The sequence below is a fragment of the Sorangium sp. So ce362 genome (genome assembly GCF_051519845.1).
In the GTDB taxonomy this organism is placed as follows: Bacteria; Myxococcota_A; Polyangia; order Polyangiales; family Polyangiaceae; genus Sorangium.
Genome location: NZ_CP150332.1, coordinates 5671082 through 5687892, shown reverse-complemented (window position 1 = coordinate 5687892; position 16811 = coordinate 5671082). Strand labels below are relative to the sequence as shown.

At 71.6% G+C, this 16811-nt stretch carries 13 protein-coding genes; 8 read left to right on the top strand and 5 right to left on the bottom strand.

The window, feature by feature from the left end:
* The first annotated feature begins 183 nt into the window (after positions 1-183).
* Both WMF17_RS21645 and WMF17_RS21640 read left to right on the top strand, forming a co-directional pair.
* Complete coding sequence (locus tag WMF17_RS21645; protein ID WP_437651013.1) at positions 184-1899, top strand: DUF1592 domain-containing protein; 1716 nt, start codon at positions 184-186, stop codon at positions 1897-1899.
* Complete coding sequence (locus WMF17_RS21640) at positions 1896-3272, top strand: DUF1552 domain-containing protein (RefSeq protein WP_437603980.1); 1377 nt, start codon at positions 1896-1898, stop codon at positions 3270-3272. The genes WMF17_RS21645 and WMF17_RS21640 overlap by 4 nt, the downstream gene beginning before the upstream one ends.
* Positions 3273-3361: 89 nt before the next feature.
* Here the strand turns inward: WMF17_RS21640 and WMF17_RS21635 are convergent, their stop codons facing one another.
* On the bottom strand, positions 3362-4534 hold the full coding sequence (locus WMF17_RS21635; protein ID WP_437603979.1) for a S1C family serine protease: 1173 nt from the start codon (positions 4532-4534) through the stop codon (positions 3362-3364).
* Positions 4535-4702: 168 nt separating this feature from the next.
* On the opposite strand from WMF17_RS21635, the gene serA reads away from it, so the two are divergent.
* Positions 4703-5962, top strand: coding sequence for a phosphoglycerate dehydrogenase (gene serA, locus WMF17_RS21630; protein ID WP_437603978.1), 1260 nt, complete (start codon positions 4703-4705; stop codon positions 5960-5962).
* Positions 5963-6028: 66 nt separating this feature from the next.
* On the opposite strand, the gene WMF17_RS21625 is transcribed toward serA, so the two are convergent.
* The 4 genes from WMF17_RS21625 to WMF17_RS21610 all read right to left on the bottom strand — a co-directional run bounded on the left by WMF17_RS21625 (position 6029) and on the right by WMF17_RS21610 (position 10684).
* Entirely contained in the window at positions 6029-7252 is a 1224-nt protein-coding gene (locus tag WMF17_RS21625) for an MFS transporter (protein WP_437603977.1), read from the bottom strand.
* Positions 7253-7401: 149 nt separating this feature from the next.
* Complete coding sequence (locus WMF17_RS21620) at positions 7402-8274, bottom strand: alpha/beta fold hydrolase (RefSeq protein WP_437603976.1); 873 nt, start codon at positions 8272-8274, stop codon at positions 7402-7404.
* Positions 8275-8402: 128 nt separating this feature from the next.
* The gene (locus tag WMF17_RS21615; RefSeq protein ID WP_437603975.1) at positions 8403-9809 is read right to left on the bottom strand and encodes an FAD-binding oxidoreductase; all 1407 of its coding nucleotides are present in this window, start codon (positions 9807-9809) and stop codon (positions 8403-8405) included.
* Positions 9810-9859: 50 nt separating this feature from the next.
* Positions 9860-10684 carry a GNAT family N-acetyltransferase gene (locus WMF17_RS21610; protein ID WP_437603974.1) on the bottom strand — a complete coding sequence of 275 codons (825 nt, stop codon included), beginning with the start codon at positions 10682-10684 and terminating at the stop codon, positions 9860-9862.
* Positions 10685-11395: 711 nt separating this feature from the next.
* Here WMF17_RS21610 and WMF17_RS21605 point away from each other — a divergent pair.
* The 5 genes from WMF17_RS21605 to WMF17_RS21585 all read left to right on the top strand — a co-directional run bounded on the left by WMF17_RS21605 (position 11396) and on the right by WMF17_RS21585 (position 16763).
* A complete protein-coding gene (locus WMF17_RS21605; protein ID WP_437603973.1) occupies positions 11396-11788 on the top strand; it encodes a hypothetical protein in 393 nt (130 codons plus the stop codon).
* Between the two features lie 553 nt (positions 11789-12341).
* The gene (locus tag WMF17_RS21600) at positions 12342-13166 is read left to right on the top strand and encodes a CBS domain-containing protein (RefSeq protein WP_437603972.1); all 825 of its coding nucleotides are present in this window, start codon (positions 12342-12344) and stop codon (positions 13164-13166) included.
* Between the two features lie 147 nt (positions 13167-13313).
* Positions 13314-14531: a glycosyltransferase family 4 protein gene (locus WMF17_RS21595; RefSeq protein WP_437603971.1), complete on the top strand. Its 1218-nt coding sequence runs from the start codon at positions 13314-13316 to the stop codon at positions 14529-14531.
* A 95-nt stretch (positions 14532-14626) separates the two neighbouring features.
* Positions 14627-15643, top strand: coding sequence for an NAD-dependent epimerase/dehydratase family protein (locus tag WMF17_RS21590; RefSeq protein ID WP_437603970.1), 1017 nt, complete (start codon positions 14627-14629; stop codon positions 15641-15643).
* A 4-nt stretch (positions 15644-15647) separates the two neighbouring features.
* Positions 15648-16763, top strand: coding sequence for a glycosyltransferase family 4 protein (locus WMF17_RS21585; RefSeq protein ID WP_437603969.1), 1116 nt, complete (start codon positions 15648-15650; stop codon positions 16761-16763).
* Positions 16764-16811: the final 48 nt, after the last annotated feature.

The window sequence follows — 16811 nt, the reverse complement described above, 5'->3', positions numbered from 1 at the left end:
CGATTTGTCCAGCGCCGAGCGGTTGTGACGCGAACTTGGCGCGAACTTGGCGCGAACGTGGCAGAGCTGCAGCTTGAACCGACACGACGTTCAAACGAGACGGTTTCTGGTTGATGGGTGTTGAATTAATAGTTATGCTGAAGGAGCTGCTTAATCACCAGAGTTCTTGGCCAGGAGGGAACGATGACCTCACCGTCTTGTTCGATGACCGGCTCGCCGCGATGGCGGCGGGCGCTTGGCGCGGGGCTCTGCGCCACGGCGCTCCTGCTCGGGGGGTGTACGGGCTCCGTGGGCGAGCCGGGGGAGGGCGACGGCCCCGGCCCTGTTGTGCCGGGCGGCTTGCCGGATGGCGCGGCAGAGACGCAGGTCGCCGGGCGCAGCATGTTCCCGCGGCTGAGCCACGCGCAGTGGGAGAACACGGTGCGCGATCTCCTGCGCCTCGACGACAGGCCCGGTCTCTCGGCGTCGTTCACGAGCGATCCGCTCGGCGGCGTGTTCGACAACAACGAGGCTGCGCTCCGGGTGACGCCAGGTCTCTGGAGCGATTACCAGCGCGCCGCCGAGGAGCTCGCGGCGATGGTCGCCGGCGACCAGGGCAAGCTCGCGCGGATCGTGCCCGCGGACCTGCCGGCCGAGCCGGAGGCGCGGGCGCAGGCGTTCGTCGAGCGGTTCGGCGAGCGGGCGTTCCGGCGCCCGCTCACGGCCGACGAGCGGGGCGCGTACCTCGCGCTGTTCGACCGCGGCAAGGAGCTCTTCGAGGGCGAGGACCCGTTCGTCGCGGGCGTGCGCGCGGCGCTCGAGGCGTTCTTGCAGTCGCCCCATTTCGTCTACCGGGTCGAGCTCGGCGCCGGGCCGGCGAAGGGCGGGCTCATCCCGCTGAGCGGGTACGAGATCGCGGCCAAGCTCGCGTACCTCTTCTGGAACACGATGCCCTCCGACGAGCTCCTCGCGGCGGCGAAGGCGGGCGAGCTGTCAACCCACGAGGCGGTCCGCGCCTACGCCGAGCGCATGCTCGAGGACCCGCGCGCCCGCGAGGTCGTCGGCGCGTTCCACCGGCAGCTCTACGACTACGAGCAGTACGACGACCTCAACAAGGACCAGGCGCTGTTCCCCGAGTTCGTCCCCGAGATGGGCGACGCCATGCAGCGCGAGGCGGAGCTCTTCGTGGATCACGTCGTCTTCGACAAGGAAGGCGGGCTCACCGACCTGCTCACCGCCCGCACCGCGTTCGTGAACGGCCACCTCGCGGCGGCCTACGGCATCGACGGAGAATTTTCCAATGAATTCAAGCAGGTGGAGCTCAACGGGGCGGAGCGCTCCGGGCTGCTCACGCGCCTCGGCTTCCTCGCGTCGAGGGCGACGGCGCGGCAGCCGGACTCGATCCACCGCGGCGTCTTCGTGAACCTCAGGATCCTCTGCGCGTCGCTGCCGGCGCCGCCCGACAACGCGACCGCGCTGCCGCCGGGCGAGCACGCGACAAACCGCGAGCGCGTCGCGGCGCACACGGGCAAGGGGACCTGCGGCGAGGCGTGCCACGCGACGATGATCAACCCCGCCGGGTTTGCCTTCGAGCACTACGACGCGATCGGCAAGTACCGCGCGACCGACAACGGCGTGCCCGTCGACGCCGCGGACGTCTATTATCTCGGCGGCCAGCCGAGGAGCTACGCGGACGCGATCGCGTTCAGCCAGGTCCTCGCCGAGAGCAGCGAGGCGCACGCGTGCTACGCGAAGCACTGGGTCGAGTTCGCCCACGGCCGCGGCGCGGCCGCGAAGGACCGGGGGCTCATCCAGGAGCTCGGCGACGCGTCGCGCGGCGGCGCCTCGACCCAGGAGCTCCTTCTCCAGATCGTCTCGTCCACTTCCTTCCTCGCTCGCGTTCCCGCGGAGGCGCAATGATCACCCGACGACGTGTGCTTCGAGGCCTGTTTGGCGTCACGGTCGCGCTCCCGTTCCTGGAGACCTTCGCGCCCCGGCGCGCCGCGGCCGGCACGGGCGACGCGCCGCCCTTCGCGATCTTCATGCGCCAGGCGAACGGCGTGGCGCAGGAGGTCGACGACGAGCCCGAGATGTTCTGGCCGAGCGAGACGGGCCCGCTGACCGCCGAGTCGATGGAGCGGGACAGCGACCGCGCGGTCAGCGAGCTCAAGGACTACGCGAGCAAGCTGATCATGGTGCGCGGCATCAGCTTCGCGTTCAAGGCCAACGGGTGCGGCCACTCCGGCGGCGGCAACCAGTGCCTCACGGCCGCGCGCGTGTCGGACGATCCGTCGGGCAACGAGTCGCTCGCGATGGGCGAGTCGATCGACAACCGCATCGCGACCGAGCTCAACCCGGCGGGCGTCGAGCCGCTGACGCTCTACGCGGGCAGGATGGTCGGCTACCTCAACGAGGTGCTCTCGTACCGCGGCCCGAAGCAGCTCCGCGCCGCCGAGCGCGACCCGTTCAACGCGTACAAGAAGCTCTTCGGGCTCGCCGACGCCGACGACGGGGTCGCGCAGTCGCTGGCCGAGCGCCGCGCCAGCGTGAACGACCTGGTCCGCGCGGAGATGCAGTCGCTCATGGGCCGGAAGGACCTCAGCAAGAGCGATCGCGAGCGGCTACAGCTCCACTTCGACAGCATCCGCGACCTCGAGGTCGCGCTCGCCTGCAAGCTGCCGCAGGAGCGGGTCGCCGAGATGGAGGCGATCTCCCCGGGCGTCCGCAGCCACGACAACGTGGAGACCATCGCCCGCATGCAGATGGACATCATCGCGCTCGCGATGGCGTGCGGCGTGACGCGCGCGGCGACGCTCCAGGTGGGCGACGGCAACGACGGGACCGAGTACACGATCCACGGCGTGCGGCAGAAGAGCTTCCACAAGATCTCCCACCGCATCGACGGCGACGGCTCGGAGGGCCCGCCGATCGAGGGCGCGCAGGAGCTGCATCACCAGGTCGACCGGATCCACGGGCGGATCTTCAAGCACCTGCTCGACAGGCTCTCGTCCTACGATCTCGGCTCGGGGACGCTGCTCGATCACGGCGTGGCCGTGTGGCTCAACGACAACGCCGACAAGTACCACTCCTTCCGGAGGGTCCCGTACATCCTCGCCGGCGGCGCCGCGGGCTACCTGAAGACCGGCCAGTTCGTCGACATCAAGGTCACCAACAACAAGCTGCTCAACACGATCGGCGCGGCCGTCGGCTGCACCAACGGCCAGGGCGGCCCGCTCGACACCTTCGGCGACGAGAGCCTCGAAGGCGGGCTCATCGATCCGATCATCGCCTGAGCGCGCCGTCGCCCGGCGGGGCCCGCGTCGGCGGCCGCCGGGCGGCTCATCGCTCCCCCGACGGACACCGCGCGGCGGCCGCCGGCCGCTCAGCTGAGGAGCTCGACCGCGATCTCGACGGTGGTCTTCTGGCCGCCGCGGAGCAGGTCGACCTTCACCTTCTCGCCCGGCTTCTTGCCGTCGAGGGCGTTGTAGAGCGCGTCGTAATCCGCGACCGGCGCGCCGTCGAGCCCGACGATCACGTCGCCCAGCACGAGCCCGCGGTCGCCCTCGGAGAGGCCGCGCAGGCCCGCCTTGGCGGCGGGGCCGTCGGGGATGACGCTCATCACGATGACGCCGCGGATGCCGTTGCGCCGCTCGAGGCGGCGGGCCGGGTCGAGCTGGATGCCGAGGCCGACCGTCTCGGCCTTGCCGGTCTTGATGATCTGCGGGACCACCCGCGCGATCATCGTCGAGGGCACGGCGAAGCCGATGCCGGCGGAGGCGCCGCTCTTCGAGAAGATCATCGTGTTCATGCCGATGAGGTGCCCGCTCGAGTCGAGCAGCGGGCCGCCGGAGTTGCCGGGGTTGATGGCGGCGTCGGTCTGGATCATGTCGCGGATGGTCACGCCGCCGGCGCCCTCGACCTGGCGGCCGACCGCGCTGATGATGCCGGTCGTCAGGGTGTGATCGAGGCCGAACGGGTTGCCGATCGCGATCGCCTTCTGCCCGACCTCGAGCGGCTCGCGCAGGGGCGCGATCTGGATCGGCTTGAGCATCTCCTTCGGCGCGTCGATCTTGAGCACGGCGATGTCCTTGCGCGGCTCGACGCCGACGAGGCGCGCCGGGAACGTCTTCTCCCCCTGGAGCCGGACGATGAGCGACTGCGCGTTGTCCACGACGTGGAAGTTCGTGACGATGTGCCCGTCAGCGTCCCAGACGAAGCCCGAGCCCGAGCCGGCGGGCACCTCGACCGCGGTCCCGAAGAAGCGGTCCACCACGAGGCGGCGCTGCGTCACGAACACCGTCGCGGACGCGACCTCGCGGAACACCGAGATCGTGTTGCGCTCGTCCTCGATGAGCGCGTTCTTCGACGGCGGCGGGACCGGCGGCGGCATCGTGTCGATCGTCGTCGAGGCCGGCGGCGCCGCGGGCGCGTCGTGGGCCGTCGTCGCGCTCTGCGGGGGGCCGCTGGGGCTGGGCTTCCCCTTGCATCCAGGGGCAGCGGCGAGCGCGGCGACGGCGAGGAAGGCGGGGAGTCGAGCGTGTCTGCGGTGGCGCATGCGGCGCAATCTAGCCTGCCATGGGCAAGGCGTCTCCCCTGCGGCGCGCGCGAGGGGGCGGTGCGGCGATCTGCCGCGCGCAACGGATGCGCGGACAGCCGCCCCGGCGGCGTCGGATCGGATCCGAGATGCAAACCGGCCAAGTTGCGGTAGAGGTGGCCCTGACGGATGAAGCCAATGACGCCAACTTCAACGAAACTTCAGACCACCCCCCCAGCCGCGAAGGAGCCCGTCAAGGTGCTCCTGCTCGAGAACATCCACCAGAGCGCGCACGAGCTCTTTCGAACGCGGTCGTTCGAGATCGAGACGCGCAGCTCCGCGATGAAGCAGGACGAGCTGATCGCCGCGCTCCCGGGCGTGGACATGGTCGGCATCCGGAGCAAGACGCACGTCACCGCGGGCGTCCTCGAGAAGGCCGACAAGCTGCTCGCCATCGGGTGCTTCTGCATCGGCACGAACCAGGTCGACCTCGACGCGGCGAACCGGCGCGGTGTGCCGGTGTTCAACGCGCCGTTCAGCAACACGCGCAGCGTCGCCGAGATGATCATCGCCGAGTGCGTCATGCTCTCCCGGCAGCTCGGCGACCGGTCGCGCGAGGTGCACGCCGGCACCTGGAAGAAGGTCTCGAAGGCCTGCTACGAGATCCGCGGCAAGACGCTCGGCCTGATCGGCTACGGCCACATCGGCCAGCAGCTCGGCGTGCTCGCCGAGGCGATGGGGATGCGGGTCGTCTACTACGACATCGGCCAGAAGCTCCCGATGGGCAACAACCGCCCGCTGCCGACGCTGGAGGCGCTGCTCGCCGAGTCGGACTTCGTCTCGCTGCACGTGCCGGGCACGCCGGAGACGCACAAGATGATCGGCGCCGCCGAGCTCGCGCACATGCGCAAGGGCTCGTACCTGCTCAACGCGAGCCGCGGCACGGTCGTCGTGATCCCGGCGCTGGCCGAGGCGCTGAAGAGCGGGCACCTCGCGGGCGCGGCGATCGACGTCTACCCGGAGGAGCCCGAGTCGAACTCGGACGGCTTCCACACGGAGCTGCAGCGGCTCCCGAACGTCATCCTGACGCCGCACATCGGCGGCTCGACCGAGGAGGCGCAGGAGGCCATCGGCCGCGAGGTGTCGCGCGCGCTGACGCAGTTCGCGATCACCGGGGCGACGACGGGCGCGGTGAACTTCCCGAACGTGGAGCTCCCGCCGCTCAAGGGCACGCACCGCATCCTCAACGTCCACCGCAACGTGCCGGGCGTGCTCCGTGACGTGAACCGCATCGTGTCGGACGTGAACGCCAACATCGACAGCCAGGTGCTGTCGACGGACGCCAACATCGGCTACCTCATCATGGACCTCTCGCAGGACGTGTCCGCCGAGGTGAGCCGGCGGATCGGGGCGCTGGAGACCAGCCTCCGGACGCGCGTTCTTTACTGAGAGCAGGGCCCGGCCGCCGGCGAGGGGGTTCTTCGGGGGGGGGCGGGGGCCCCGCCGAGCTCGCCCTCAGGCGGCGGCCTCGACCCGGCTCCGCTCGCGCCGCCGCGCCGCCGGGTCGTCCCCCGCGAAGACGAGGGCGAAGACGACGAACCCGGCCCACAGCACCGCCAGGTGGTAGAGCATCGCGACGCCGCCCGAGGCCTCGTAGAGGGCGCTCGACACCGGGGGGCCGAGGAGCATCCCGGCGGCGTAGAAGACGTTGTAGAGCGAGTTCGCGCGGCTGTAGTCGCGCGGCGCGGTGACGACGCCCTGGAGCGCGAGGCTGAGCGGCGAGATCGACGCGAGCGTCGCCCCGGCGACGAGCACCGCAGCGCACATCGCGTCGTACCGATCCAGGTACACGAAGCCGAGGATCATCAGCGTGCCGATCGCGCCGAGCACGCGCATGAGGAACAGGTGGCCGCGGCGATCGCCGATCCGGCCAAAGACGTTGGTGAAGACGAGCATCCCGACCGCGAAGAAGGCAGGGATGAGGATCGTCTGCTCCAGCGTGACGCCCTTCGACGCCATCAGGTACAGCGGGAGGAACAGGACGACCGAGGCCTGGAAGTAGCCATAGGCGAAGGTCGCGAAGCACGAGGTCTTGATGCGCCAGAGGATCGAGGCGGAGGTCGCCTGAGGCTCCTCGCCGTCCGGCGCGCCGGCCTCCCCGTGCGCCGGCGCGTCCTTCGGGTCGCGATCGAGGCGCGCGAGCACGAGGAGCGCGGAGAGCGCCGCGATGACGCACGAGATCACGAACGCCGCGGGCATCGAGGCGAGGGCGACGATGCCCTTCGCGCAGAGCGGGCCGATGACGTAGCCGAGCGCCATCGCGACCGCATAGAGGCTCGTGACGAACGCCTTGTTGTCCTTGTCCGACCGGGCGAGCAGGATCGTCTCGCAGCTCACCCAGATGCCGACCGAGCACGCGCCGTCGAGGAAGCGGACCGCCGCGATGGAGGCGAAGCCCGGCAGGTAGGGGAAGACGCCGACCGCGGCCGCGTACCCGACCAGCGAGCTCACCAGCGTGGCCTTCGCCGAGAACCGGCGGATGAGCGCGCCCATGGGCAGCGAGAGCAGGACGATGCCGAGCGCGAAGCACGACGCGAGCAGCCCGATGTCGCGCTTGGTGAACCCGCGCACGTCCAGGAAGACCGCCGTGAGCGAGATGGCGATGCCGTAAGCGAGGCCGAGGAGGAAGATCGCGCCGTAGACGAGCCAGATATTCCGATCAGGGATGCGGCGGAGCATGGTCGCCCGGCAGGGTCGATCGGCCGCACCGCCGTGTCAAACGGGTCCGCGGCGGCGAAGAGCCGCTTTGACGCCGCGCAGACGCCGTCACGTGACGGCGCGTGACGGCGCGGTCGCGCCGCCGACGGCGCGGCGCTGCCGTGCGGGCTTCACCGCAGGAACTCGAGGAGGAGCTGATTGACCCTCTCCGGCCTGTCGTAGTGCACGAAGTGGCTCGCGTCGGGGATGCGGGCGACACGGGCGTTCGGGACCAGCTCGGGATCCGGCACGGCGAGCTCGGCGCCGAGGTAGCGGTCGTGCTCGCCCCAGATCACCAGCACGGGGGGGGCGATGCGGAGCGGCCGGGTCAACCCGCGCAGGCCGCTCGGGCGGAAGGTGGCGCGGTAGTAGTTGATCGTGGCCGTGAGCGCGCCCGGCTGCGACCACGCTTCGACGTAACGCGCGAGCTCCTCGTCGCTCATGGCGCCCAGCCGCTGCGGATCGTCCTTCAACGACGCGCGGAAAAACGCATAATCGTCCCGCCGGGCGAGCAGCTCGGGGACCTTCGGGAGCTGGAAGAAGAGCATGTACCAGCTCTTGCGGAGCTGCCGCGCCGTGCGAAACCCGGCGAGCAGCCTCTGGGGGTGAGGGCAGTTGAGGATGACCAGCCGATCGAGGAGCGCGGGATACCGCCCCGCGAACGCCCAGGCGACGCCGCCGCCCCAGTCGTGGCCGACCACGGCCGCGGCGCGCTCCGCGCCCGAAGCCTCGATGAGCGCCGCCACGTCCGCGGTCAGCTCGGCGAGCGCGTAGGCCGCGACGCCCCGGGGCTTGTCCGAGAGGTTGTAGCCGCGCATGTCCGGGGCGATCACGCGGTAACCCGCCTCGACAAGCGCGGCGATCTGGTGGCGCCACGAGTACCAGAACTCGGGAAAGCCGTGGAGGAGCACGACCAGCGGCCCCTCGCCCGCCTCGACGTAGTGAAGGCGCACGCCGCTCCGTTCGGTGAACCGGTGCGATAGCTTGGATTCGTCGAGGGTCATCGTCTCTCCTCTCCGCAGGACGGCCGCCGGCGCACCGGGGCCGAGCCCGCGCTGAATGGCTGGGTTTCTACATGCCCGTCCACCGGCGTCGCGCCGGATGCCTCGGGCCGAGGGGGCCTGGGACGCGCTCAGACATCGAGGATCTTGCCCGGGTTCATGAGGTTCAGCGGATCGAGCGCCCGCTTGATCGATCGCATGATCGAGAGCTCCTCGGGCGAGCGCGAGTAGGGCAGGTAGTCCTTCTTGAGCAGGCCGATGCCGTGCTCGGCGGAGATGCTGCCGCGGTACTTCTTCACGAGCGTGAAGATCGCGTGATCCGCCTCGTGGGTGCGCCGGAGGAACTCCTCGCGCGTGAGGCTGTCGGGCTTCATCACGTTGATGTGGAGGTTGCCGTCGCCGATGTGGCCGAAGAGCGCGATCTCCCACCCTGGATAGCTGGCCTCGAACAGGCTCTCCAGCTCGGAGCAGAAGCCTTCGAGCTCCTGGATGGGGAGCGAGACGTCGTTCTTGTGCGGCAGCCCGGTCGCCGACAGGCTCTCGCTGATCCCCTCGCGGAGCGCCCAGAGCTCGGCGGCCTGCGCCCCGTGCTGCGCGAGCGTGCCGTCGGTGACCAGCTCGCGCTCGAACAGCGAGGTGATCCACGCCTCGAGCGCCTCGGGCTCGCCGCGCTCGACCTCGATGAGCACGTAGTAGTCCGACGGCGCGGAGAGCGGCACGCGCACGTTCCGGTGGCTGCGCAGGCGCGCCTGGCACTTCTCCGTGAAGAACTCGTAGGCCATCACCACGAAGGGCCCCATCCGGGCCTCGCGGAACAGCGCGAGCACGCCGGCGAGATCCGGCACCGCGAACAGGAACACGTTGAGCCCCTCGGGCGACCGCGTGAGCTTGAGCGTCGCCTCGGTGATGATCCCGAGCGTGCCCTCGCTGCCGATGAAGAGCTGGCGCAGGTCGATCCCTGTGTTGTTCTTCTCGAGCGCGCCGTTCATCTCGAGCACCGCGCCGTTCGCGGTCACGACGGTGAGCCCGAGCACCCACTGCCGCGTGAGGCCGTAGCGGATGACCTTCACGCCGCCGGCGTTCGTCGCGATGTTGCCGCCGACCTGGCTCGACCCCTTGGAGGCGAAGTCGACAGGCCAGGTGAGGCCGTGCGGCGCGACGTGCTGGTGCACCGCCTCGGTCACGGCGCCGGCCTCGACGCGCACGGTCGCGCCGAGCACGTCGACCGGGCCCATCCGGCGCATCCGCTCGAGCGACACGACGAGCTCGCCCTTCGCCGCCACGGCGCCGGCCGCGAGCCCCGTGCGCCCGCCCGAGGGCACCACCGGGACGCGGTGCTCGGAGCACAGGCGGAGCAGCCGCGAGACCTCGTCGGTCGAGCGCGGGAGCGCGAGGGCCGAGGGCCTCGGCTCGTGGACCTTGGTCCAGTCGCGGCCGAACGTCGCGAGGTCGGCGGCGTCCGTGGAGAGGAAATCCGCGGGAAACTCGCGCTGGACGGCCGCGAGGAAGTCGCCGGGGAGGCCGGGAAGTGGGCTCATGGCCGGCTCGGTACTGCGGTGTGGCTGCGAGGGCAAGCGGCCTTCGCGGCTCAGCCGGGGTCCGGGATCTCGCCGCGGAAGTGCGCGCCGACGAGCTGCACTGTCGCGCCCACCGCGCGCAGCGCGGCGGTGAGCGCGTCGTCGTCCTCGACCGTGACGAGGAGGGCCTCGGGGGCGCACGGGGCGTGGGGGCGGATGGCGTCGAGCAGGGGAGCGGCGAGCTCGGGGGCGGCCACGCGGAAGGGAAACGCGCCGGGGAGCAACGAGTCGAAGCTGGCGAACCCCAGCGGGGCGGCGCCCGGCGCGGCGGGGTCGACGAGGCAGAGGAGCACGAGGCCGCCCCGGCCGCGGGCCTCGGCGATCTGGCCGGGCAGCAGGCCGAACGACGCCTCCAGGACGGCGTCGTCGGGCGGCTCGGCCGGGCGGGCGATGACCGGGCGGGCAGGGCGCGGGAGGCGCGCCGCGGCGTCCCAGGCGAGCTGGAACGTGGTCATGGCGTAGACGTTGTTCATGCCGGCGCTCCGGTAGAGCCGCACGGCAGCGGTGTTGTCCGGGTTCACGTTCAGGCACCAGCGCGTGCAGCCGCGGCCGCGGAGGTGCGCGGCGACGGCGCGCATGACCTGGACGCCGACGCCGCGGCCGCGGTGGGGCGGCGCGACGACGACGTGCCGCACGTAGCCGACCCCGCGCAGCGGCTGGACATAGGCATAGGCGACCACCTCGCCGTCCTCCTCGAAAAAGAGGGTGTCCCTGGCGAAGGCGCTCTCCCAGCGGTCGCGAGGCAGAACCGGGTTGTCCGTCCCGAGCTCCACGAAGAACCGAGCAAAGTGGTCATAATCGGATGGGCCCGCAGGGCGCGCGGCGAGGCGAAGCATGGGTCGAGCTTACCTTCGGGGGCGCCGCGCGTCGCGCGGATCGCGGGCGCGAGCGTCGCGGCGCCTGGCGCGCGTTCTCGGCGACACGTTCGGCGGGCGTTATGTCATGGGCTTCTCCAGCAGGGGCGCGCGTGGAGGGGTCGGTCCGACAGGTGCTCTGGTGCGCGCGTCGCGAGACGCCCGGAGCGCTCTTGTTGAGCACCTTTGCCTACGTGGGCGCAGAGGAAATGGGCTGAGCGCGCCGCGCGGAAAGTCGCGGATCGTCCGATGACGGTGAGTGTTGGTATGGCGTTGTCGCCTGTCGACCGAGCGTGTCGGCGACGAGGCTTCGAATCGTCGGAGACGCCTCGTGGAGGCGCCCTGCGCCGAGAAGCCCGCGGCTCGCGAAAGGCGTGTTTTGCGCGAGTCGTCGCGTCGTTCAAGGGCGCCTGCCGCGGCGAGCTGCTGTGCGCCGCGCGCGCCTCGAAGCGCCTTATCTGCTCAGCGATCCAGCGCGGGTGAACACGCCTTCGCTGCGAGGCTGTGCGCTGTTTAGGATTGTCGGTTTGTCGCTGCCTCCCGCCCGCTGCGCGCGCCCTCGGGCGGCAGCCCGTGCACACCGGCTCTCGGGCATGAGCGCTGCTCTCTGCTCAATCCGACTGACCTGACGGCCCGCGGATGTCGCGGGTCGTGGAAGGGGGAGAAATGGTTGAGCTGTTGAATAGCAGGTGGATGCATGTTGCGATGGCGATGGCCGCCCTGACCACCGGGTGCGCGGCGGGCGAGGCGGGCGCCGACGAGATCGACATGGACGAGGCCGAGGCCGTGGAGGTCGAGGAGACCTCGCAGGCGCTGTACGGTTATGGGAACTCGCGGAGCTGCGGCTGGGGGCGCGACCGGTGGCGCCGCCCCTGGAACAGGGGCGGCGCTTTCGACCCCTGGGGGGGCTCTTTCAGCGAGCCCTGGGCGCCGTGGTCCGGCGGCTACGGCCGTCCGCCTGCCGGTGGCTATGGCCCCGGCTACGGCCCCGGCTACGGCCCCGGCTACGGCCCCGGCGGCGGCTTCAGCGGCGGCAACTACGGCGGCCCCTTCGGTTACGGCAGCGGCTGCAACGGGCGGTGGTAATCGCCCCGCGCCGGCGCTGCGAGGCGAAGGCGAGCTCCGGCCCCGCGCCCTGGCGCGGCGCGCTCTCGGGATCTCGACAGGGAGCCGCTCTGCGCTCAGCGTCTGAGCCGCGGGTCGCCTGAGGCAAGTCGCCGGGGCGCTGGCCGCCGGGAGCTCGCGGTCAACGCGCTGCTCCAGGCGGCCAGGCGCCCCGGGGGTCTTCCGGTTCCGCTACGGCCGTGCCCCGGCGGCCACGTTCCAGGGCTCCCCACGTGATGCATTTTGGGACAGCGTCCGCTGGGCGCCCTGATCTCGGGGTCATCGCCCCGGAACTGCCCAGCTCGTCGCACACCCGGCGCAGATCGCGCGCCCACGCGCGACGCCTGCGCCGGCGCGGTCGGCGGTGAGCCCGCTTGCGGCGCCCGCTCGCGGCGCTGCGCCACGCCTTTCGCTCCGAGGCGGCCGGGCGCGGCCGCACGTCACCGCATCACGGATCGCTTCTTGCTCCCGTCTGCTGCGCGCTCACGCGCCGCCTGCCCGAGACCCGCGCCGGCGTCCTCGAGGAATCCTCCCCATGATGCGCTTTGCGACACCTGTCTCGCGTTACATGACCTGCGAAGTCATCACAGCGCCCGACACGACCCTCCTGCCCCGGGTCCACCGCTCGTTGTGCGAGCACGCAATTTCCTGCGTGCCCATCGTCGACGCGGCGTCGCGTGCGCTGGGCGTGCTGTCGCGCACCGACCTGCTCCGGCTCGGCCAGTTCGAGACGAAGACCAACAGTCGCGGAATGCGGTTCACCTTGCCCGACGTCCCGGCGCGCGACGTGCTGCGCCCCGGGATCATCACGATCGGGCGCACGACGCTGGTCGTCCAGGCGGCGAGCGTGCTGCTGAAGCACCGCATCCACCGCGTCTTCGTCCGCGAGGACGACGCCTTGACCGGCGTCTTCAGCACGAAGGATCTCCTCCTGGCCCTCGTCGAGTCGCGGGAGGCGACGCCGATCGCCGAGCTCATGTCGGCCCCCGCGTACACGATCCCGCTCGAAGCGCCGCTCGCGCTGGCCGCCGACCGCCTGACGACGGCGCAGGTGAGCGGGCTCGTGGTGGTGGACCCCGGCGGCTGGCCGGTGGGGATGTTCACCCAGACCGAGGCGCTGCTCGCGCACGGCGTGCTGTCGGACTCACCGGTCGAGGACGTGATGAGCCCTGCCATGGTCTGTCTCGACGCTCGGACGCCGCTCCACCGGGCCGCAGCCGCCGCGCACGCGGCGCAGGCGCGGCGCGTGCTCGTGGTGCAGGGGCGGCGGCTCCGCGGCGTGCTGACGGGCCTGGACTTCGCGCGCGCCGTCGCCGGGAGGGGCCTCATCTCCATGGCCGCGAGGTCCAAGGCCGGCTAGCTCGCCGCCTCAGAGACGCGTCAGGGAGGGCTGACGCGTGCAAAAATCCGATGGCACCAGCGCTCCGGGGGCTGAGGCTCATGGGCCAGGGCGCGCCGCGTTCTCCGGATGAATGCCGCCAGGCATCCGTGCATCGGAGGACGCACGGTGAGGATTCTCCTTATATCTCAGTGGTATCACCCGGAGCCGATATCGCGGGCCCATCTGCTCGCCGAGGCGCTGGCTGCGCGCGGGCACGAGGTGACGTCGATCGCCGCGTTCCCGAACTACCCGCACGGCCGCCTCTACGCGGGGTACCGGCAGCGCCTCTGGGACGTGGAGCACGTGAGCGGCACCCGGGTGATACGGCTCCCGAGCTACCTCGACCACAGCCGGTCGCGCCTGCGGCGGACGCTCAATTACGCGAGCTTCGCCGCCTCGACCGCGGTGCTCGGCCCCGCGCTCTCCGGGCGCGCCGACGTCGCCTGGGTTCACAATCCCGCGCCGAGCCTCGCGGTCGCGGCCTCCTGGCTCGCCGCGCTCCGCGGGATCCCGTGGGTGTACGAGGTCCAGGACCTGTGGCCCGAGACCGCGGCCGCCTCAGGCATGCTCGACAACCCGCACGTGCTCGCTGGTATCGACCGCGTGAACCGCGCCCTGTACCGGAGAGCCGCGTCGCTCATCGTGATCAGCCCAGGCCTCGTGCGCGCGCTCTCGCGCAAAGGCGTCCCCGAAGGCAAGGTGCACGTGATACCGAACTGGGCGGACGACCGGATCTACCAGCCGGTGGAGCCGGATCCGCAGCTCGCGGCGGAGCACGGGCTCACGGGGCGGTTCGTCGTCCTGTTCGCGGGCAACATGGGCGCCGCCCAGGCGCTCTCCAGCGTGCTCGACGCGGCGGCGCTGCTGCGGGACCTCGACGACGTGCGGTTCGTGATGGTGGGGGACGGGATCGACGCGCCCAGGCTCCGGCGCGAGGCGGAGGCGCGCGCCCTCTCGAACGTCGTCTTCATCGGCCAGCAGCCGCACGAGCGCATGCCTCATCTCTTTGCGCTCGCCGACGTGCTGCTCTCGCACCTGCGGCGCGATCCGCGCTTCGAGATCACGATCCCTTCGAAGATCCCGGCCTACATGGCCGCGGCCCGGGCGGTGCTCGTCGGGGCGGGCGGAGATTCGGCGGATCTGGTCCGGGACAGCGGGGCGGGCCTCGTCTGCGAGCCCGAGGATCCTGCGGCGCTCGCGGGCGCGGTGCGGCGGCTGCGCGACATGACGCCCGAGGCGCGGCGCGCGATGGGGGAGGCCGGCCGCCGCTATTTCCTTCGCTCGTTCACGCGCGACGCGCTCGTGACTCGCTACGAGGAGGTCTTCGCGCGCGCGGCGCAATGAGCGCGTCATGAGCGCGCCGGCGCGCGAATGCGCCGGCGCGGGGCTGGGCAACGGCAGAACGCAACGCACCGGCGCGTTGCTGTGAGGAGGATTCCATGCGCGAGGCGACAGAGGAGATGTCGGGCATCAGGCAGAATTACAAGGGCAGGCGGGTCGTCGTGACCGGGGGCGCGGGCGCGATCGGCAGCTCCCTCACCGTGGCCCTGGCCGACGCGGGCGCGGAGGTGATCGTCGTGGAGGACTTCTCCTCCTCGCCCCGGTGGTCCATCGCGGCGCGGAGCGACGTGCGCTTCGTGGAGGGGAGCGTCGTCGACGACGACGTGCTCGCGGAGGCCTTCCGGGACAAGCCCTCTCACGTCTTCCACCTCGCCGCGCTGTTCGCGAACCAGAACTCGGTGGACAACCCGGAGCGCGATCTCGAGGTCAACGGCCTCGGCACGCTGCGGGTGCTGCGCCACGCGCGACGGAGCGGGGCCCAGCGCGTCGTCTTCGCTTCGTCCGGCTGCGCGGTCTATGGCAGCGATCCGCCGCGGCCCGTCCCGGAGGACTACGTCTCGCTCGACGTGCATACGCCTTACCAGGCCACCAAGCTGCTCGGCGAGCTCTATTGCAATTATTTCACGGGGCAGGCAGGGATGAGCACCGTGCGGGTCCGCCTCTTCAACTCGTATGGTCCGGGCGAGGTCCCTGGCCGCTACCGCAACGTGATCCCCAACTTCATCTGCTGGGCGTTGCGGGGCGAGCCGCTGCCGATCACCGGCACGGGAGAAGAGACCCGCTCGTTCACCTACGTGGGCGACATCGTCGACGGCCTGCTCCGGGCTGGCACCACGGCCGGCGCCTCGGGCGAGGCGTTCAACCTGGCGTCCGGCAGCGAGACCACCATCCTCGACCTCGCGCGCGCCATCAATGAAATGACGGGCAACCGCGCCGGCATCCGGTTCGTCGAGCGCCGCGCGTGGGACACGCAGCGCCGTCGCCTCGCGTCCACCGAAAAGGCCCGGCGCGTCCTCGGCTTCGACGCGCGGATGGACCTGCACGAGGGGCTCGCGACCACCGTGACGTGGTTCCGCGAGCACTGGGCCCAGATCGCCGCCGAGGCGCGCTTCTAGGACCATGCGCGTCGCGCTCTGGGGCCCCCTCCCGCCGCCCGCCGGCGGGCTCACGCGGTGGGTGCGGACCTACCTCGACGCGGCGCCGGCGGCGGGCATCGAGGCGGACGTCATCGACACCTCGCCTCGCAGCGCCGCCATCGATCCCACGAGCAAGCTTCGCCCTGCGCGCGTGGTCCGCGCAGGCGAGGCGCTCTCCGAGCTCCACCGGCTGCTCGCGCGACGCCGGCCGGACGTCGTACACCTGTGCACCACGCTGTTCTGGGCGACCGCCCGCGACGGCCTCGCGGTGGAGCTGTGCCGTCGCGCGGGGGTGCCGGCCGTGCTCCACCTGCATTTCTCGTCGCAGATCATCGCCTGGCATCGCGCCCTTGCGTGGCCCGCCCGGCAGGCGGTGCGAGCCGTGCTCGGCCGCGCCGCCGCCGTCGTCACGCTCTCGGAAGAGCTGCGGCATTACGTGCAGGGCCTGGTCCCGGGCGGCCGCGTCGTCCGGATCCCGAACCCGGTCGACACCGAGGGCTTCCGCCCCGCCGACGCGCCGCGCTCGCCCGGGGGGCCGCTGCGGGTGCTCTTCGCGGGCCTCGTCACCCCGCAGAAGGGCGTCCTCGAGCTCACGCGGGCCGTGCTGGCGGTCGAGGGCCTGACCCTCGCGCTCGCGGGGCCCCGGGCGGCCGGGGGCGCCGCGGGCGACGCGCGTCGCCTGGACGAGGCGCTCGGGGAGCTCGCGCGGCAGGGCCGCCTGGACCTGCTCGGCGAGCTGCCGGAGGACGCGATGCCCGCGGCCTACCGCGGCGCGGACATCTTCTGTTTACCGAGCCACGGCGAGGGCCTGCCCAACGTGCTGCTCGAGGCCATGGCCAGCGGCCTGCCCTGCGTCGTCACGCCGGTCGGCGCCGTGCCCGACGTCATCGAGGGCGAAGACGGCCGCGCGGCCCTCGCGGTGGCCCCGAGGGACGAGGCCGCGTTGCGGGACGTGCTTCGCTCCTTGCGCGACGACCCCTCGCTCAGGACGCAGCTCGGCGAGGCCGCGCGTCGGCGCGCCGAGCGCCGCTACGCGACGCGGACGGTCATGGCGGAGTACGCCGCGCTCTATGCGCAGCTCACGTCGGCTGCGCGGTGAGCAGTTCCGTGATTTCGCGCTCTTCGCGGCCCCTGGCGCTGGTCGCGT